The sequence below is a fragment of the Collinsella sp. AM33-4BH genome, assembly GCF_003469205.1.
Lineage (GTDB): Bacteria > Actinomycetota > Coriobacteriia > Coriobacteriales > Coriobacteriaceae > Collinsella.
In genome coordinates this window covers 155,335-174,184 of record NZ_QSIN01000001.1, presented here as the reverse complement: position 1 = coordinate 174,184, position 18,850 = coordinate 155,335, and the positions used below count along the sequence as shown (strand labels likewise).

General features: G+C 58.1%; 15 protein-coding genes and 4 pseudogenes. 16 read left to right on the top strand and 3 right to left on the bottom strand.

The genetic code is table 11. The annotated features are described in order from the left end of the window. Positions 1–6: 6 nt before the first annotated feature. The 4 genes from DW821_RS00805 to DW821_RS00790 all read left to right on the top strand — a co-directional run bounded on the left by DW821_RS00805 (position 7) and on the right by DW821_RS00790 (position 4,643). Positions 7–294 carry a nucleotidyltransferase family protein gene (locus DW821_RS00805; RefSeq protein ID WP_089572006.1) on the top strand — a complete coding sequence of 96 codons (288 nt, stop codon included), beginning with the start codon at positions 7–9 and terminating at the stop codon, positions 292–294. Beyond that, positions 281–700, top strand: a complete 420-nt coding sequence (locus DW821_RS00800; RefSeq protein ID WP_089572004.1) for an HI0074 family nucleotidyltransferase substrate-binding subunit — start codon at positions 281–283, stop codon at positions 698–700. The genes DW821_RS00805 and DW821_RS00800 overlap by 14 nt, the downstream gene beginning before the upstream one ends. Positions 701–828: 128 nt before the next feature. After that, positions 829–2,643, top strand: coding sequence for a hypothetical protein (locus DW821_RS00795; protein WP_118065027.1), 1,815 nt, complete (start codon positions 829–831; stop codon positions 2,641–2,643). Between the two features lie 122 nt (positions 2,644–2,765). Then, complete coding sequence (locus tag DW821_RS00790; protein ID WP_255415091.1) at positions 2,766–4,643, top strand: AAA family ATPase; 1,878 nt, start codon at positions 2,766–2,768, stop codon at positions 4,641–4,643. A gap of 20 nt (positions 4,644–4,663) precedes the next feature. Here DW821_RS00790 and DW821_RS00785 read toward each other — a convergent pair whose 3' ends face one another. Together DW821_RS00785 and DW821_RS00780 are read right to left on the bottom strand one after the other, a co-directional pair. Then, the gene (locus DW821_RS00785) at positions 4,664–5,683 is read right to left on the bottom strand and encodes a glycosyltransferase (protein ID WP_118065024.1); all 1,020 of its coding nucleotides are present in this window, start codon (positions 5,681–5,683) and stop codon (positions 4,664–4,666) included. A 335-nt stretch (positions 5,684–6,018) separates the two neighbouring features. Next, the gene (locus tag DW821_RS00780; protein ID WP_118065022.1) at positions 6,019–6,984 is read right to left on the bottom strand and encodes an acyltransferase; all 966 of its coding nucleotides are present in this window, start codon (positions 6,982–6,984) and stop codon (positions 6,019–6,021) included. A 112-nt stretch (positions 6,985–7,096) separates the two neighbouring features. On the opposite strand from DW821_RS00780, the gene DW821_RS00775 reads away from it, so the two are divergent. The 8 genes and pseudogenes from DW821_RS00775 to DW821_RS10405 all read left to right on the top strand — a co-directional run. Then, positions 7,097–8,200 (top strand): glycosyltransferase, encoded by a 1,104-nt coding sequence (locus DW821_RS00775; RefSeq protein WP_118065020.1) that lies wholly within the window; start codon positions 7,097–7,099, stop codon positions 8,198–8,200. A 6-nt stretch (positions 8,201–8,206) separates the two neighbouring features. Then, a complete protein-coding gene (locus tag DW821_RS00770) occupies positions 8,207–9,247 on the top strand; it encodes a glycosyltransferase family 2 protein (RefSeq protein WP_118065018.1) in 1,041 nt (346 codons plus the stop codon). Between the two features lie 74 nt (positions 9,248–9,321). Next, complete coding sequence (locus tag DW821_RS00765) at positions 9,322–10,440, top strand: glycosyltransferase (RefSeq protein ID WP_158567519.1); 1,119 nt, start codon at positions 9,322–9,324, stop codon at positions 10,438–10,440. Positions 10,441–10,452: 12 nt separating this feature from the next. Continuing rightward, on the top strand, positions 10,453–11,520 hold the full coding sequence (locus DW821_RS00760) for a glycosyltransferase family 2 protein (protein ID WP_118065014.1): 1,068 nt from the start codon (positions 10,453–10,455) through the stop codon (positions 11,518–11,520). After that, on the top strand, positions 11,521–14,007 hold the full coding sequence (locus DW821_RS00755; RefSeq protein WP_118065012.1) for a glycosyltransferase: 2,487 nt from the start codon (positions 11,521–11,523) through the stop codon (positions 14,005–14,007). Positions 14,008–14,127: 120 nt separating this feature from the next. Then, a complete protein-coding gene (locus DW821_RS00750; RefSeq protein ID WP_187361856.1) occupies positions 14,128–14,448 on the top strand; it encodes a hypothetical protein in 321 nt (106 codons plus the stop codon). A gap of 181 nt (positions 14,449–14,629) precedes the next feature. Next, positions 14,630–14,764, top strand: a pseudogene (locus DW821_RS10385) (ATP-binding protein); the annotation flags it as partial. Positions 14,765–14,835: 71 nt separating this feature from the next. Beyond that, positions 14,836–14,892: pseudogene (locus tag DW821_RS10405) on the top strand (hypothetical protein); the annotation flags it as partial. Positions 14,893–14,990: 98 nt separating this feature from the next. Here the strand turns inward: DW821_RS10405 and DW821_RS10400 are convergent. Next, positions 14,991–15,179, bottom strand: a pseudogene (locus tag DW821_RS10400) (ATP-binding protein); the annotation flags it as partial. Positions 15,180–15,465: 286 nt separating this feature from the next. Here DW821_RS10400 and DW821_RS00735 point away from each other — a divergent pair. The 4 genes and pseudogenes from DW821_RS00735 to DW821_RS00720 all read left to right on the top strand — a co-directional run bounded on the left by DW821_RS00735 (position 15,466) and on the right by DW821_RS00720 (position 18,542). Beyond that, entirely contained in the window at positions 15,466–16,467 is a 1,002-nt protein-coding gene (locus DW821_RS00735; RefSeq protein ID WP_118065010.1) for an Abi family protein, read from the top strand. Between the two features lie 670 nt (positions 16,468–17,137). Continuing rightward, positions 17,138–17,365 (top strand): annotated as a pseudogene (locus DW821_RS10275) (transposase); the annotation flags it as partial. Then, positions 17,266–18,282, top strand: coding sequence for an IS3 family transposase (locus DW821_RS00725; protein WP_233552973.1), 1,017 nt, complete (start codon positions 17,266–17,268; stop codon positions 18,280–18,282). The pseudogene DW821_RS10275 and the gene DW821_RS00725, both read left to right, overlap by 100 nt. Beyond that, positions 18,282–18,542: an IS3 family transposase gene (locus tag DW821_RS00720; RefSeq protein WP_233508905.1), complete on the top strand. Its 261-nt coding sequence runs from the start codon at positions 18,282–18,284 to the stop codon at positions 18,540–18,542. Before DW821_RS00725 ends, DW821_RS00720 begins: the two co-directional genes overlap by 1 nt. Positions 18,543–18,850: the final 308 nt, after the last annotated feature.

Sequence of the window (18,850 nt, the reverse complement as noted above, 5' to 3'; positions counted from 1 at the left end):
CTGCAAATGACATCTCTCGACAAGGTGTATAAGCAAATTGAAGTTTTTGCTCGGGAATGTGACGCCGAGAAGGTTGTGCTGTTTGGTTCCCGCGCTCGAGGTGACAACTTGCCTAAGAGCGATATTGACATCGCCGTAGCAGGTTGCCGGGATTTCGGCCGGTTGTCATATTTGATCGAGGAGCGTCTTGATACTCTTTTAGATGTAGATGTCGTCAATCTCGACGAGTCCTTATCGCGTCAATTGCTCGATGAAATTGCCAGGGATGGTGTGATTCTGTATGAAAAAATATGAGAACTTTGTCAGCGCCTTGGCGAATCTTGAAGATGCGCCCAATCAGGATCTCAACAATGATTTTGTTCAGAGTGGTTTGATTAATAAGTTCAATCTTCAATTTGAACTGAGCTGGAAGCTCCTTAAGCGTCTGCTCGAGTATGAGGGCGCCACGCTTGCCGCGTCGGGGTCTCCTCGTGCCATCTTGAAGGAGTCCTACCGATTCTACGACTTTATTGATGAGGCGGCCTGGCTAGATATGCTCAAAGACCGCAATACGAACGTCCATATCTATGACAACAAGCTCGCTCAAGATTTGATTCAGCGCATCTTGAACGTATATATTCCCGCTTTTTGTCAGTTGAGGGACGGGCTGATGGAGCGATACGGCGAGCTTCTGATGGCGCCCGACGACCAGTTTGTTTAATTCCTTAAGATTTCGCGGAGGGTTGTTGCCGTTTACCGAGGGGTTGTTGTGCAACAACGGGCGAGCTGCAATACTTATTTTTATCTTTGCAAACTGCACTTTAACTACACCAATGCAGGGAGGATCTTATGCAGCCCAAGCATTCTGCGATTGTCGCGGGCCTGACGCTGGCGCTTTCGTTTGGCGCCGTTTCCGCGCCGGCACCCGCCGCTGCCGAGGAGCCCACGCCGGGCGTTGCCTCGGATGCGACCGATATCGATAAGGGTCTCTATACCCAGCAGTCCTTTTCGGGCGTGCTGAGGTCGGTCCAGGGCGTTTCGTTTGTTAACGTGACTCCCGAGATGAAGTACTTCACCAAATATGAGAGTCACGGCAACTATAACCAGGGCTTTTCGTACGGTGACGGTTATAACGCGCTGGGTTATTACCAGTTCGACCGTCGTTGGTCGCTCATTCCGTTTATGAAGCAGGCCTACAACTACAACCCCGAAAAATACAGCATGCTCAAGGATGCGATTGATCGCGGCAGCGAGATTTCCAACATGAGCAATGCCATGTACGAGAACGGCCAGCTCACCGAGTTGGGCCGTATTGCGCAGGAGGCCTTCCAGGGCGCTTATAACATCGATCCTGTTGAGTTCTCAGCTCTTCAAGATGCCTATGCGTACAACTCGTACTATGCGGTGACCGAGGCGTGGCTCAAGAGTGGCCTGGGCATTGATATTTCGGGCCGTGCCGATTGCGTTAAGGGCATGGTGTGGAGCATCACCAACATGTGCGGCACCGGTGGCTGCAGGGACTTCTTCCGTTGGGCGAATCTCTCCAACGATATGTCCGACCGCGAGTTTGTGACGGCGCTTTCCAACAGTGTGGTCAATAACGTGGCGACCAAGTATTCGAGCCAGCCCCAGTATCATGAGGGCTGGAAGAACCGCTACCGCAATGAGCTGAAGGACTGCTTGGTTTATATCGCCGAGGACGAGGCCGCTGCGACGCCCGTGCAGCCCGAACCTACGCCGGCGCCCTCGCCGACGCCTGATTCGAATGACGACTCGAGCGACGATGCCAACGATGACAGGATGGATGCGCCCTCGACCGGTGCTGACGGTGATGGCTCTGCTGGTGGCACTACCAACAACGGCTCTACCTCGAACGGCTCCGTTTCGAACGGCTCTGCTGCGGGCGATTCGTCTTCAAGCTCTGCCGGCAATACGGACAGCGACGCTTCTGGTTCGACCGGCGCTGGCACCTCTAACTCATCCACCGGCTCGAGCGATTCGTCCGTTGGCACCGGCTCTAACAACGGCTCCGGCTCTGACGCAACCCCTGGTTCCGATGCTTCCAAGGATGACTCGAATAAGGCGCCGGACGTTCCCGTTGCTTCGCCGGACAAGAAGCCTTCTTTCTCCGAGCAGCTTGGCTCTACGCTGGGCTCTTCGCTGATGGCTGGCGTCAATAACGGCTCGACCCAGAACAAGGGCAACTCTGATCAGGTTTCCACGGAAAAGATCGAAGCCGCAAAGGGCGACTCCAAGGACAAGGCTTCCGAGAAGACCGAATCCGATAAGGGTTCTAGCTCTGAGGAGAAGAGCGACAAGTCCGAACAGAAGAAGGACGAGGATAAGAAGTCTGAATCTGAGGAGAAGGACAAGAGCAAGGGCAAGACTGAGGACGGAAAGCAGCAGAGCGAGGACAGCGGTAAGGGCAACACCGATGACCAGGTCCAGGAGCAAAATGACTCCAAAACGGTGACCACTACGACCACGACGACTACAACTACCAAGTCTTCGGGCGGCAACATGCCCAAGACGGGCGATCTGATTGTGATGGCGAGCCTTGCCAGTGCAAGCTTGGCCACACTGGGCGCTACGTCTATCGTAAGTGGTAAGCATAAGCTCGATCAGCAGAAGAAGGCTTCTGGGGAGGACGGCTCGGAGGAGTAATCTTCCAGATCGTTTTCTATAAGAGTTTGGGACGGGGTCCGGTGCGGCGGCATCGGGCCCCTTTTTTGTTGTGCAACGATTTGTTATGCCCCCTCGGGGGTCTGTTGCTACCGTTGCCCGAAATGTTTGCATGTCGATATTATTGCGCTCTACCCGCTCGCTACAATGGGCATCGTGCTGCGTTAGAAGGAGAGTTTACGGTGTCTGAACAGGTGAATTGTGGTTTTACTCATGCGTTTGGTGCACGGTTGCTCAATCATGCGGATAGCGCAGCTCTACCGGTTGATGCACACGACTTTTCCGATGCAATCAATCGGTGTTTACTCGTCGATAAGACTATGTTTATTGCCGATATATTGGACAGTGAAGCACCTGTTGCGTTTTGCTGTCGGCCCAAGGGTTTTGGCAAGAGCATGAATTTATCGATGCTCAAGTGCTATTTGGAACGACCTGATCACCGGCTGCTGGATCGAAGCCTGTTCGCTGGTACCCAGATTTGGCAGGCGGGCGGCGGTCGCTATCGTGATGAGTACGCGAGTTATCCGGTCATCATGCTCGACTTTACAACTGCCGCTGCGAGGCGCGACGCCGATGCTGCGGCGGCTATTCGCAGCGCTGTCGCGAACGAGTGCGCCCGATTGCTGCCGCTGCTTGCCGCACCTGATCTGTCAAGACGTGAGGTCCGTCTTATCGAGAGGGCGGCGCGTGGGGTGGCCAGCGATAAGGAGATCGATGCGGCGCTTGGCGTGCTTATCAAGCTGCTCCAGGCAGCTTTCGATGAGCAGGTTGTTCTTCTGATAGACGACTACGACGCGGTATGTCCAAAGCGTTTGGACGCTAAGGACGACGGTAGCGTGGATTCCCTAGAGTCGCTCAGCCGAATGTTGTTCGACACCATTGCCGATGCCGGCGACTCGTTGCGATTGACGTGTCTGATGTGCGAACGCCCCGGTCATGCCGAGTTTGCGTTGTCCCAACGTGGGGTTTCCTATCGGTCGGCGACAGCGTTGTCGAGTTGGTGTGATCGATGGTTCGGTTTTTCGGACGACGAAGTCCAAGTGCTGTTGGATTGCATCGGTCGCAACGGCTGTCTGGATGACGCGCGTGAGTGGCTCGAGGGCTATCTGTTTGGTGGTTTTTATTGCTCGAGCCCGGAGCGCGTGGTGGACTACGCACATCGCGATTGCGTCGCGCCCGTTCGGGCGGATCTGTATTGTTACGCCGACCGTCTGGGCGCATGCGTCGGCGACTGGAATCTCATTCGCCTGTCCACATTGTTCGATTTGGTTGAGCCGCATGGGTTTATTGAGGCGCCAGTGCATATGCATGCCGAGGAGGTCGATGCCGCCAAGCCCGAAGATATCTGGACTGCGCTGTATCTGTCTGGATTCCTTACGACGGATATGACGGGGCATTCGGAGGACGGCGCGTGCCTTCGTTCCCTGCGTCTGCCTAATAACGAAGTGCGTCAGGCGCTCCGTCTTGTAATTCTGGAATGGTTTGAGTGCGCCGTTGAGGACGTTGGAGTTATCGACTCGTTCCATGACGGGCTGTGTCGAGGAGACGAGGACACTGTAAAGCAAGCTTTGAGCTGTGCTATCGGCGATCTGGGCATCGATGTGGGCCAATCAGATATGCCGACAGCCTATCATCTGGCGCTTCAGGGGCTCTGCTTTGGACTGCCCGGCTATTGCAATCCCAGCTCCAAGCGAAGTGGCGTCTCGGATCGCTGGGATATCCAGGTGATTCCCACCGGTCGGGTGTTTGACGTGGCCGACACGCTCGGCATGCTTGATGAGCGACCGCTCATTACGGTCAACATGTTGTACGACCCTGGCGTCGATGCCCTGGGCCTGGAACTGTTGGCGGTTCAGGCGCTACTCGACATAGAGCGCGACGGCATCGATGATATCCGCGTGCCGCGCCCCGCCGTCGGGCGCATGCGTTGGGGCTTTGGCTTTGACGGTCAGCGTGTGTCCGTGGTGTGTCAACGACTGTAGCGGCGGGCGAAAGCCCTTTACTACTCGGCGTCCTTCAGGGGCGGCATGGGCTTCCAGTTGGGATCCTTAACGATCTTGCGGGCGTCCTTCATGCCGCGGCGCAGCGCCGGAATGCCGGTCTTAAAGCATTTGTCGACTGCTGCCAGACGAATGAACTCCTTGCAGAAGGTCGCGGCATTGCCCAGACGGAACAGCATGGGGTGGTAGTCACCGTAGATCTGCATATAGCGAGCGAGGAAGCCTCGGTTGCGCATGATGTAGTAGCGGTTGGTGTCGCTCGTGGAGTTGAGCTGTCGTTTGCCGGCGATATCCCAGTTGGAGACGGCGCGGGCGCGCTTGAGCACCACGTCGGCAACCACGGCGGCGGGGAAGTGCTGGCTGGCCACGTAGCCGTAGCAGGCATCGTCGCCGTAGATAAAGAAGCGCGCGTCGGGCAGGCCAATCTTGTCGACCACGCGGCGCGAGAACATGCCGCCCTCAAAGCACAGTTGGTTCATGGTGCGGTGGCCCTCGGGCCCCAAGTCCCACTTGGCGATGGGGTTAGGGATGCCGAGCGAAAGGATGAGCTGGTACTGCCAAAAGAAAGCGCCGCCGTCAAAGTCCAGGCGCGAACCCTGGATGACATCGTAGCGGTCGGTCCACTTGGCAAGACGCTCGATGCCTTCGGGGATGACGAGCACGTCGTCGTCCATCACCCAGAACCACTGGGCCCCCAGATCGTAGGCGCATTTAGTGCCAGCGGAGAAGCCGCCCGCACCGCCGCCGTTTTCGAGCTGCGGGGCGTAGATGACACGGTCGGTGCCGCCCTGCGCGTCGGGCTGCTCGGTGTCGATGCCCCACAGGCTGGCCAGGCGCTCGTTGAATGCGGTGCACATGGCCTCGGTCTCGCGCGAATTCTCGTTATCGACAATCACGATGCGCCAGGGCGTTGCCGTGAGCTCGGTCATGGAGTCGAACAGGTTGGCCAGGAGTTCCTGGCGCTTGTACGTAACGACAACGATGGCGAGCTTATCGATGGGAGCGGGAAGGGTTGAAGGCATGGGGCAATATATCCTTTCACGCGCGGCGGGCGAGCGCTGCGCGGAAGCTATCGAATACGTCCTTGGGACTGTCCTATTGTAAAGGCTCGGCGCACCTTGACGGCAAGCTTTGAATAAAACGCAGGAACCTGTCATGGGTGTAGCGGCTTTGACGTCTGACGGCAGCGTGTCTATTGCCGCTTGAGCTTGCGAACGATAAGGCTTCTAGCTGCATCGATGATGAGGAGCGCCAGAGCAAAGACGATGCTAATGACGGTACCCGTGATGATACATATAGCTGCCGGGCTGTTTTGGCTGACCAGCATGTTTGCGAGCAACGTATTGAAGACGGGACGTCACAGGCTACTGGTGAGCGACTGCATCACATAGAAACCGAGCGTGGCGGTCGATAAGGTGACGATGACACCCGCAGTCCGCGGATTGCCTGAGGCACTGCGTCGGGTTGCCGAAAAGAGCAAGGAGGCGGCAGCGAGGGCAAACGAGATCAGCGAGGTCGACTTGTAGGAGAGGACTGCCATCGCCGTGAGGTTGCCGGTGAAGGAGAGTGCTCCTTCCAGGATGGTGGCGAGCGCCAAAATCGCAGCGAGCGACCGCATGCCCAAGGCGCCCGCCCTGTCCGAATCCATGACATCGGTAACGTCGCGGAGCAGACCGCCGATCAAAAACGCGATTACGTACGTGGCAGCGCTCATGAGCTTCTGGAGCCAAGAAAACTCGCCGGCGCTTGTCGTACTCATGGCGGCTATATACCCGTTAACAACAAATGCGAGGATGCCAACGGCGATGACCGTCGTCGTGTAGCTCTTCTGGGAGAGTCGACTCTTAGCCAGTCCAAACCATGGCGCCATGAAGACCGTGGCGGCATAGACCCAGATAAACTCAAGGCCTAGCGTGTACCAGTAGTGCGTGTTGAGGGTAACATCGGGAATGGGGGAGACGACCGTGGACCACGCGAGCGCCGCGAGGCAATAAAACGTAGTGGGCATAACGACCTTGCCCAGGCGCTGCGTCGTCCGTTGCATTTGCGACTTCCACGTTGCTCCACCGTCCCAAGCACGCGCGGCAGAAGCGATGAGAAAATAGCCCGAGATGATAAAGAAGACCTCGTTGGCCCAGCAGCCCAGCAGGTTAATAAAACCGAGCACGCCGGAATAGGGGAAGGCGGCAAGCGGCGCGTATTCCGGCAAGCCGACACAGGTTGCCTGGAAGGTCCACTGAAAGGTGTGGAACACCGCGATACCGGCGACTGCGACCAGGCGCAAGGCCTCGATGGATATGTTGCGTGCGGCTTTGGGCTGCATGACGTCCTTTCGTATCGGTTTGCCTCTGCGAGCTCCATAGATTATATAAACGCCCGCTGGCGCGCTGACCCTTTGATACCATGAAACGACAGGTATTTCCTAAGGAGCACATTTGTCTACTAACGCCTCTGGCAGCCCTGTTCTGTCGCTGCTTATTCCCATTTACAATGTTCAGCGCTACCTGCGCGAGTGTCTCGATTCCGCCCTGGCGCAGACGCTCAAGGATATTGAGATCATCTGCATTAACGACGGGTCGACCGACAACTCACCGGCGATTATCCGCGAGTATATGGAGCGCGATGGGCGCGTCAAGATGATCGACAAGGCCAACAGCGGCTACGGCGACTCGATGAACCATGGTCTGGAGATGGCGCGGGGCAAGTACGTTGGCATCTTGGAGTCCGATGACTTTATGGCGCCCGACGCACTCGAAAAGCTTGTCTCGGCCGCCGATAGCAATAATGCCGACTTTGCTAAGGCGAACTTTGATTTCTACTGGTCTAAGCCCGAGGAACGCCGTTCGCTGCACGAGATGTTTAAGGCCAAGGACTGCGGCAATCCGGTGCACCCGAGCGATACGACACAGTTCTTTAAGCAAAAGCCGTCGATTTGGTCGGCCGTGTACCGTCGCGATTTTCTTGAGCGCAACGGCATTACGTTTCTGCCGACTCCGGGGGCATCCTTTCAGGACACGTCATTCGCCTTTAAGGTGATCGCGTGTGCCGATAAAGCTGTTTACCTGCACGATGCCGTGTTGTCGTATCGTCAGGACAACGAGAATTCCTCGGTCAATTCTTCGGCTAAGGTCTTTTGCGTCAATACCGAGTATGCCGAGATTGAGCGTTGGATTCGAGAGGATTATGCCCGCGACCACGCAAGCGGCGATGTCGCGCGCATGCTCAAGTTCAATCAGCTCATTAAGTACGATTCGTATATGTGGAACTACGTGCGTCTGGCGCCTAAGTTCTATAAGGAGTTCCTGGCTCAGATGGCCAAGGAATTTCAGGCGGCCTTGGATGCCGGGGACTTTTCGCTTGACGACCTCAAGCCGTGGAAGCGCGCGAACCTCGCTGCCATCCTCAAAGATCCTGAGGGCTGGGTTGACGAGCATCCGAGTTTTGCGACGGATGGTGCCTTGGGGCGTGCTAAGTATTACGCCTCGGTTGGAGGCCCGGGCGTGGTCGCCGCCTTCCTCATCGAATCGCTGAGGGGGTAGGTCGGCATGGGAGAGGCCTCGTGTTCTAAAGCTACGATTGTCGTCCCCGTTTACAACTCTGCGCACTCCATTCAGCGATGCCTCAATTCGCTGTTGGCCCAGTCTGAGCGCTCGATTCAGGTTATCTGCGTCAACGACGGTTCGACTGATGATTCGTTGAACGTGTTGCGCCAGATCGCGCAGGCCGATGATCGCGTACTGGTGATTGACCAGGAAAACGCGGGCGTCTCGTGTGCTCGCAATGCCGGTATCGATGCCGCCGAGGGCGAGACCGTCTTTTTTGTGGACGCCGACGATTACATCGATGCCCAGACGGTCAAGCGCGTGCTGCATGCCATGGAGTCTGCAGATGCCGAGGTCGCCGTCTTTGGCGGCGTCTGTGAACCTGCCGATGCTGCCCCCAAACGCGTCCAGCAACTCATGAGCCCCAAAGCTGGTACCTTCGACGACCGTGATCCCCAACTGCTGTTTCATTCGAATGCGCAGCCCTATGCCTGCCGTGCGGCTTTTTCGCGCGAGCTGCTCAATCGCGAAGGCATTCGCTTTGCCCCCGGCTTGGCCTTGGGCGAGGACGTCGTCTTCCAATTTGCGGCTTATGCGCTTGCCCGCAAGACCGTCGTCATGCCGGACAAGTTCTACCACTACGTGATGGAGAGCGATTCGGCGACGCACGGGTTCAACAGTGCCGAGGCTCGCGCCAAAAAGCTTGACGCCCACATGAGGATGCTCGAGGAGGTCTTGGAGGACTGGGCGGCCTACGGTCTTTTGGACCTGTGCCCCGGTGAGCTGATCACCTGGTTCTTGGACCTCATTGTGTTCGACTTGGCGCGTCTGGATGCGGACGGCTTCCACCGTGTTGCCGGCCGCGTCAACAGGGCTTTCACGACGTTTTTGGGAACGGAGTGGGCGGATATGCCTGCTAAGGGCGCCGTTCGCCGTGTTGCCCACAAGCTCGTTGCAGCGACCTCGGGCGTTTCGATGGCAGACGCCACGCTGTTCTATCTTTCGACTCGCGGTCTCAAAGCCTGCCTAGAGCGCTTTATCTAATTCCAAGCGCTGCCTCCCGCCGCAACCCGGCTGCTAAAATAACCCTGTTACACGCTATTCAACAGGAGGTTCTCTTGCAGAACTCTGATACCCCTAAAGTTTCGCTGCTCGTCCCCATTTGCAATGTTGAACGCTACCTGCGCGAGTGCCTCGATTCTGCCGTGGCGCAGACGCTCGAGGACATCGAGATCATCTGCATCAACGACGGCTCCACCGATAGCTCGCCAGATATCATCCGCGAGTACATGGAGCGCGACCCCCGTGTAAAGATGATCGACAAAGCCAACAGCGGCTACGGCGACTCGATGAACCGCGGCCTGGAGATGGCGCGTGGCAAGTACGTGGGCATTTTGGAGTCCGATGACTTTATGTTCGTGGATTCGCTTCAAAAGCTGGTTGCCAAGGGCGACGCCGAGCATGCCGATGTCGTTAAGGGCGACTTTTACCTGTATTGGTCCACGCCCAGCGAGCGCCGTGAGCTGTTTGGGATCATCGACGAGCATATGACGGGCGCCGCGTATCGCCCCGTCGATCGCCCGGGCATCTTCTACCGCAAACCTTCCATTTGGTCGGCTATCTATCGGCGCGCGTTCCTCAACGACAATCAGATTCGGTTCCTTCCCACGCCGGGTGCCTCGTATCAGGACGCAGGCTTTAACTTTAAGGTTTGGGCTTGCGCCGAGCGTGCCGCGTTTATTGCGGACCCCATTTTGTGCTATCGCCAGGATAACGAGAAGAGCTCCGTTAATTCGCCCAACAAGGTGTTTTGCGTGTGCGACGAATATGCCGAGATGCAACGTTTTTTGGATGAACGCCCCGAGCTCAAGGCTCAGCTCCAGGGCATTTTAATGCGCATGAAGGTCGATACGTACCGTTGGAATGATGAGCGCCTGGTCGATGAACTGCGCGAGCAGTTTTGGGAGAAGGCCTCTCCCGAGCTCAAGGCCGACTGGGACGCCGGTCGCTTTGACCTGTCGCTGTTCGATCCGCGTGGCGAGACCGACTTGCGCCTGATGGTCAAGTCGCCCCGCGCCTATATCGATTCGCGCTTTGACTTTAAGAAGCCGGGCAAGCTCAATACGTTTAAGCATTACTTTAAGATTGGCGGCCTGCCGCTGGTTTGGCGCGTGCTGACGTATCAGCGCACCTACGGCGACAACCCACACCCTGATGACGTTCCGGCCGCACAGTAGGAGCGAGTGACTATGGCTAACCCCAAGATTTCCGTTGTCGTTCCCATCTACAAAGTGGAGGAGTGCCTGGCCTGGTGCCTGGACTCCCTGCTTGCGCAGGACATGCCCGATTGGGAAGGCGTGCTGGTCAACGATGGCTCGCCGGACGGTTCGCGCGATATTGCGGCTGCTTATTGCGAAAAGGACGCGCGCTTTACGCTGGTCGATAAGGAGAACGGCGGTCTGTCGAGTGCACGTAATGCAGGCATCGCCGCGTCCACGGCTCCTATCGTCGCCTTTTTGGATTCGGACGACCGTTTTACGTCCGATGCGTGCCGCGTGATCGTCGACGCCTTTGAGCGCGAGGACTGCGACGTTTTGACCTTTGGCGCGAATCCGTACCCGCTCGAGGCGGGGTATCCGTGGCTTAACTATGTGCTGAGCCCACGCGATGTGTCGTTTGAAGGCTATAGCTCTGACCTGCTGTTTAAGGAAGCATCTCGTCCCTTTGCATGGCGCACCGCCTGCGGGCGTGAGTTTTTGCTGGGCAACGGGATCGTGTTCGACGAAACCGTTAAGTATGGCGAGGACCAGGTCTTCGATTTTGCCGTGTACGGTCGCTCGCGCAAGACCTCGCTTATCTCGAACAAGCTGTATGACTACCGCGTGGCGCGCAAGGGCTCGCTTATGGACACCATGCGCTATGACGACGAGACGCGACTGTTGGAGCACGTGAAGATTTACTCCGCGGTGCTGGCTGACTGGCAGCGCGACGGTCTCGATGTCCAGCATGCCGATGACCTCGCGTACTTCCTCTGCGATCTGGTGCTGTACGATGCGCTCAGGCTGTTGGGTACGGACTGCGGCAAGGTGTTTGCTGCCGTTGCCACGGCGCTTGCCGGTTCTGCCGTGGGCAGCGATGCTGCGCTCGCACACTGCGCTCCTTCTGTTGCTGCTATGGTGCGTGCGGCGCTTACCGGCAAGGCCCCCAATGCCCGTGAGTGCAAAAAGCTCATGTTCTATTACGACGTCTTGAGGTTTGGGCGCCTGGGTGCCTGCAAACGCATGGCAGCGAACGCCCTGGGAAAGCGAGAAGTGTAGATGAGTATCAAGCGTTTGGCACTTTGCCGCAGTCAGGGCCGTCTGTTTGTGCTGCTTCGCTATGTCGGTCAGGATGTCGCCGCGCTTATTGAGCAGGAGGGTTCTCAAGCGTTTGCCCATGCGACGACGAGCGGTTCTTGTGTGCCGTCGCTGGTGCTCCCGGTCGATCATGGCCGTGTGCTGGCGCTTTGCCCTTCCGTTTCCGATTACGAGCGCGAGCTCGCTGTCTTGGTGCTTCCGTTTTTGGATGGTTCGTCGATGGGTGTCGTTTTTGCATCCGGTGGCCAAAGGTTGGGCTCCATTCGCCTCGATAGCCGCGTGGCCAAGCTGGAATCCAAGATTAACTACAAAGCAAAGCCTGCGCTGTGTGCGCTTATCCGCGATGCGCAGCGTGGCGAACACTGCGGCCGCTACGAGATCGATGCCATTCGCTATTTGCCGGCAGACGCCGGCGCGGTGTGGCGCTATGAGGTCACCTGGGCGGGAGATCCCCAGTGCGCACCTGAGCTCCAGATCTTCGATACGCATATGAATGCCATCGATGTCACCGTGCATGTGTTTGAATCGCAGGTCGATGTTCCCCAGCGCAACGGTTGCCGCGTCAATAAAACGTATCTGAGCGTAGAGATGCCTCAGGATATACGAGATTTTGTCGCGATCGTGAGCGATCCCACAGAGCGGATCCAGAGCGGGTTTTGCGCCATGGATGGTCGCCTGTACAACGGCATGGTCGACGACAGCTGGAACCGCATGAAGGACGCGCGCGCAGACGACGCAGCTTATCGACGTTGGTTTGAGCAGCATCGCGCAAAGCCGGGCGATTTGGCGTGCCAGCGTGTCGCTTCGGCGGCCTTTGCCTATAGGCCGCTCGTGAGCATTGTGGTGCCGTGCTACAAGACTGATCGGGTCTACCTGCGCGAGCTGCTGGATTCGGTGCTAGCCCAGAGCTATGGCAACTGGGAATTGCTGCTGATGGACGCCTCACCCGAATGGGATGCGGTGGCCGACCTTGCGGCGGACGCCAATGACGAGCGCGTTCGCCGCATCGAGCTTCCCGGCAACGGCGGCATTGTGGTCAACACCAACGCTGGTATTGAGCAAGCGACGGGCGACTACATCGCGTTCTTGGACCACGATGACATCCTGGAACCGGACGCGTTATTCCACTATGTTGCCGCGCTGAACAAGGCTGCCGAGGACGAGCGTCCCCAGGTCCTGTTCTGCGACGAGGACATGTTCCAGAAAACGGGGGAGTGGGGTCAGCCGGTCTTTAAGACGCAGCTCAACGTCGACCTGCTCTATAGCCATAACTGCGTGACGCATTTCTTGATGGTGGAGAAGGCGCTCATCGATCGTATTGGCATGTCGCCTGAAGATGTCGCGGGCGCCCAGGATTACGACCTTACGCTTCGCTGTCTTGCGGCGGGCGCGCGGTTTGAGCATGTTGCGCACGTGCTGTATCACTGGCGCGTACATCCGGGATCGACCGCCGATGGCTCTGCCGATAGCAAGCCGTATGCTATTGAAGCCGGGCGCCTTGCGCTTCAACGCCACTTTAACGCGCTGGGCGTTCGCGGAACAGTCGAGGAGACCGAGACGCCGTTTGTTTACCGCATGCGCTATGCGCTGCCGGAGCCTGCGCCGCTGGTGAGCATTGTGATTCCCACCAAGGACCACGTTGAGACGCTCGACGCCTGTGTGATGTCGATCGCCCAGAAGGCAACGTATGCCAATTACGAGATCGTTTTGGTGGAGAACAACAGCGAAGTCCCGGAGACGTTTGCGTATTACGAAACCCTGCCAGAGCGCGTGGCTGCAGTATCCGAAGGCAAGGGCATCGCGCGCGTTGTGTGCTGGCCGGGTGAGTTCAATTACTCCAAAATCATTAACTTTGGTGTGGAGCACGCCAAGGGCGACTACCTGCTGCTGCTTAACAACGATACCGAGGTCATAAGCCCCGATTTTATCGAAGAGATGATGGGGTATCTGCAGCGTCCCGATGCGGGCGTGGTGGGTGCCAAGCTCTACTTTGCCGATCATCTGGTGCAACATGCCGGCATTTTGGTTGGCGTGCGTGGCGCACTTGCCCATGCCAACCAGGACTTCTCAGCAAAGCGCAAGGGCTATCTTGCCCGCGCTGTGCGCCCGGGCAACTTTAGCGCCGTAACGGGCGCCTGCCAGATGGTGCGACGCGACGTATTTGAGCGCGTCGGCGGCTACAACGAGGAATTCGCCGTTGGCTTTAACGACGCAGACTTTTGCCTGCGCGTATGGGAGGCGGGCTACCACACCATCTATACGCCTTATGCCGAGCTGTATCACTACGAGTTCACCTCGCGCGGCAGGGAAGAGGCCAACGAGGAAAAGCTGCGCCGCTGGAAGCGCGAGCAAGCGCTGTTTATGCAGCGCTGGCCGGAGTTCTTCTTGACGGGTGATCCGTGGTTGGGGCCTAACTTATCTGCCGAGAGTGAGTATTTCTCGCTTTAGACAATGGTTTAACTGCTGTCGAGAACCGCTAAGACCACTAAGGGCTATGCCTATCTGGTGCAAATGGTCGGTTACTCCATTTGGCAGCGCGCCAACTTGCATCGTGCCAAAAGTGCCATTGTGAGCGAACACGATGTCACCGAAGGCATTGCGCTGGCAGAGGCTCGTTTTCACGATGTTGTTCACGAGCCCGCGATTTCTGGACTGGGACTTAACGATATCAAATACCTTTTGGCGATGTGCGAGGATAAACAACAGTCCAAATCAGCCGAGATTGCTAAGCGCATGGGTAAAAAGACCAATGAGATCAGCTCTATTAGGGCCAAATTGCTACAAAGAGAGGTTATTCAGGCACCACAGAGGGGCTACGTGCAGTTTGCCGTGCCGGACCTAGATATCTATCTGCGAGAGAATGCTGCGGAGATTCTCGAGCGGTTCTAAATCGAGGCATGAATAGCCGCCGGTTAACTGCCTTTGTCGACTTGGCTCGCGTCCCCCCCCCCCAATCTAGTAGACTTTAAACCGTTGCTAGATTAGGGGGATTTTCAATGAAACGCTCCATGAAACTGGTTTCTGCGAGGACCTCGTGCTGGTGGGGGACGTCAGCACCGGCAAGACGCACATGGCCTCGGCGCTGTGCATGCTGGCGTGCGAGCGGAGGATGGAGGCCCGCTTCTTCACCGCGTCATCGCTCGTCATGCGGCTGCGGCGCGCCCGCGACGAGGGGCGCCTTGACCGTGAGGCCGCGCTCATCGGCTGCGCTAGGCTGCTCGTCATCGACGAGCTCGGCTTCCTGCCGCTGGATCTCGACGGCGCGCGCTCTTCTAGGTGTTCGCCGACGCCTACGAGCGGCAGTCGGTGGTCATCACCACGAACCTGGAGTTCAGCCGGTGGGGCGCGGTGTTCGGCGACGACCAGATGGCGGCGGCCGTGCGCATCGCCAGGGCTACGGCCATGTGGGTCTTGCCCCTGCCGGTCTTGCCGAAGAACACGAGGTCCTCGCGGGGGCCGACGAAGCCCAGCGAAAGCATGTCGTCGCGGCCCCAGCCCTCGGAGAACCGCACGTGCGACCAGTCGAACCCCTCGGCCGACTTGTGCACGGGGAGCCTCGCCTGCCTGAGCAGCCGTGCCCTCTTGGTCGCGTCCCTGTGCGCGAGCTCGGCCTCGAGCATGGCCCTGCAGCCCGCCACCTGCGTCCTCTATCTTGTCCACGTCGATCATTCCCTCCTGCCTTTGCTCGTTGCCGATACGACGCACCGACAACGTTAAGGCATGCGGTCTGGTCGGCGTGGCCGTGCTCAAAACCGAAAAACTATCGTGCTCAATTCTGAAAATCGGATGTGATCAAACCCGCAATCACGACGTTAACAAACACAAATAGGCCGGCGCCAACGACAGGCTCGCCCCGTCGAGGCGGGCTGGGATATAATTTCCTAGAAGGAGGCCAAGGGAGGTTCGATGAAGAAGGGCATGAGCATCAATTCCCTCATGAAGCACATGAGGACGAATCACGGTATGGAGGATTTGCGGGGGAGCGACAGAAAGATACTGCTGAGAAACATGGGCTATTTCCATGGCTATAAAGGCTTCCGGTTTGTCCGAAAGCCCAAAAATGCGCTCCCCCTCCCTTCGTTCGATGCACTCATGGACATATACGGGTTCGATTCCGCCATCAAGGCTGCAATCTACCCGGAGATAATGTTCATCGAAACGGCGGTTAAAAACATAGTCTTGGCCAGAATACTTGAGAACATAGAGGACCCCGGGCTGGCGACCTTCTTAAAGCGCGGCCTCCGGACATGCAGGGATGTCAACGGAAGGGTCGTGAACGGGCAGATGGGGGAAAAGCTCAAGCTCAAGAGCCAGCTTCAGAACATCGTGAGACGGAGTTACAAAAACGATCTCGTGAAGCATTATGTCGATCGCGACGATGACGCGCCCGTTTGGAGCATTTTCGAGGTGATGACCCTCGGCGATCTCACAAGCGTATGCAGAAGCCTTCCCGATGAAATCCTCGCCGATATCGCAAGCGACCTAGGTCTCTTACATGCGAACCCCGGCATCGTCATCAACATCGTCGAGACGATTCGTCCCTTAAGGAACGCGGTCGCCCATAACGGGGCGGTATTTGATTCGAGGTTCAGCCAATCGGTTAAGTATCCCAAGACCGACAGAAACCTGGCCGCGGTTGGCGAGCTTCTCGATGAGGATCTTTCTATCGGGTACAGGTTGAATTTCAATTCCATAATCGACTACATCGTTCTCCTGGCCTACCTATTGACCTTGCTAACGCATCAGAAGAAGCGTTCCAGAGATTTTCTTCGGAAATGCCTGCGGGAGCTCGTGAAGCTCGAGAGCGCTGTCGGGGTTGATACGTACATGATGATCGTCGGAAGCGGTGACCGGCAGAAATACGGATTTATTGAGGGGTTCATCGATGGCTACGGGCGCAAGCGGTGACGTTCCTTCCGTGTGCTAATATGTGCAGAGAGAAACGGCGAAACGCCGTGGGAGGGGCCGATCAGTCGACTCCTCCCTTTTAATATGAGTTGAACATTGCCAAGAGGCAAAACCGGCCCGGCCGCCCGCGGAGCTACCGCGCACGGCCGGGCCTACCTATCTTCACCCTGCGACCGCGCCGCTGGAGGGCGTGTCTGCTCGACGCACGTTCGGCATTCTAATATCCGCGCGTGGCCTTCTCGGCTGCGCATTTCGTTGCTACGGCTGGGGGCCTCGCGGCGAAATCGGAGTCTTTATGCGGGCATGGCGGTCTCCCGCCGCCCAGAAAAGGGACTCGGATGGCCTCCCAACGGCCTCGAGCGCGGCGCGCGCCGGGGTCGGAACCCGTGTCCGGGGGCGGCGGCGCGCTACGCCGCCGCCATCCCGGCTATGGCCCACACCCAGCACGCCATCTCGCGCGCCGTGGCGCAGTTGGCCATGCACGGCCTCTTGCCGGCGGCGGCCATGGCCTCCCTGCGGTCGATCAGCCTGCGGTTGCACTTCGTCGCGTGGCGCCGCGTCGCGGGGCGACCTCTGACCTGTATCGTTTTTTCGGACACGCGGGCTGGAGGGATCGTGTGGCCGCGATGCCCTAGACTGCATTCAAGCCGATGGACGGAAGGATTGCCTCATGGTCGCCAATCAGAAGAAGTACACCGACGAGTTCAGGCGGGAGACAGCCGACTACGTCATCTCCACGGGGCGCCCCATAACCCAGGTCTGCGGGGAGCTCGGGCTCAACCCCAAGACGGTGAACGACTGGGTGCTCAAGCGCAAGCGCGAGTTGGGGGGCGAGCCCGACCCGAGGGCCGAGGAGCGCGAGCTTCGCGAGGCGAGGAAGCGCATACGCGAGCTCGAGGCGGAGAACGCGTTCCTAAAAAAAGCCGCGGCCTTCTTCGCCAAAGAGCAGGCACTCTAGCCAGGTACAGGCTCATGGAGGCGGAGAAGGGCAACTTCACGGTGGCGATGATGGCCAAGGTGCTGGGGGTGAGCCGGTCGGGCCACTGCAGCTGGGTTTCCAACGGCTGCCCCGTCGACGACTGGTCCGAGGCGCGCGACGCCGTGCGGCGCGTGTGGCTCGAGTCCGACAGGCGCTTCGGCGCGCGGTTCGTGAAGTGCTTCCTGCCCGACGGCCTGCGCGGCATCACGCTGTACCGTGTGCGCAAGTGCATGCGCGAGCTGGGGATCCGCGGCTGCACGCCGTACAAGTCGAAGAGGACGGCGGTCCCCGACAGGGACGCCAAGCCAAGGCCCGACCTGATCAGGCGGGACTTCACGAGCCCGGTGCCCACCTACAAGCTCGTCGGCGACATCACCTACCTGCGCACCGGCCAGGGCTGGCTCTACCTGTCGACGGTGATCGACCTGAACACCCGCATGTTCGTGGGCTGGTCGCTGTCCGAGCGCATGACCGCCGATATCGTCGTCAGCGCCCTCGAGAGCGCGCGTGCGCGCGGGTACGTGGCAGAGAACGCCATATTCCGCTCGGACAAGGGGGCGCAGTACACCAGCCGCAAGCTCGCTGAGTGGGCCAGGGGCTACCATGTGCGCCTCTCTTGCAGCCGTACCGGCAACTGCCACGACAACGCCGTCGCAGAGTCGTTCTTTGCGACGCTGAAAAATGAAATGTACCACCGCAGGAGCTTCGCCACCAGAACACAAAGGACGCCCGGCTGGTCAGGTCGGCGTTCGCGACGCTCTCCTTCCCGATCTCGGACATCGAGGTCTTCCACACGGACCGCGGCAGCGAGTTCGACAACGCCGAGATCGACCTGATGCTCGAGGCCTTCGGCATAGAGAGGTCGCTGTCGGCCATGGGCTGCCCCTACGACAACGCCGTCGACGAGTCGACCAACAGGATACTGAAGGCCGAGCTCGTCCACCGCGAGACGTTCGGCACGACGCGCGAGCTCCGGGTCAAACTCTCGGACTACGTGCACTGGTGCAACAATTTCAGGATCCACTCGACGCTGGGCTACATGTCGCCGGTCGAGTTCAGGGAGGCGGGGCTGTCCCTCCCGGAATCGTCCAAATAGGTGTTGCCAATCCAACCGCCTCTTTGATTATCAGCCGGGGCTATCTCAGTTTTTTGATTGGGGCGGTTGTTATGTTGCTGAATCTTTAAGGGACGAAGATTGTATTTCAAAGGCCCATGATGTGCATCTGGTCACTCATATCTTTTCGAGACAGAACGATAAGAAGCTATATGATTCTCTTGTTTAAAGATGGTGAGTTCGACGATTCCCAGATTCCAAGAACTATTAGGTCTTTCCTAGACCCCCCCTCTTCTTGCTCATTAGAAGATTCAAAGACGCGCGCGAGCGTTGCATACTGGCGTTTGATT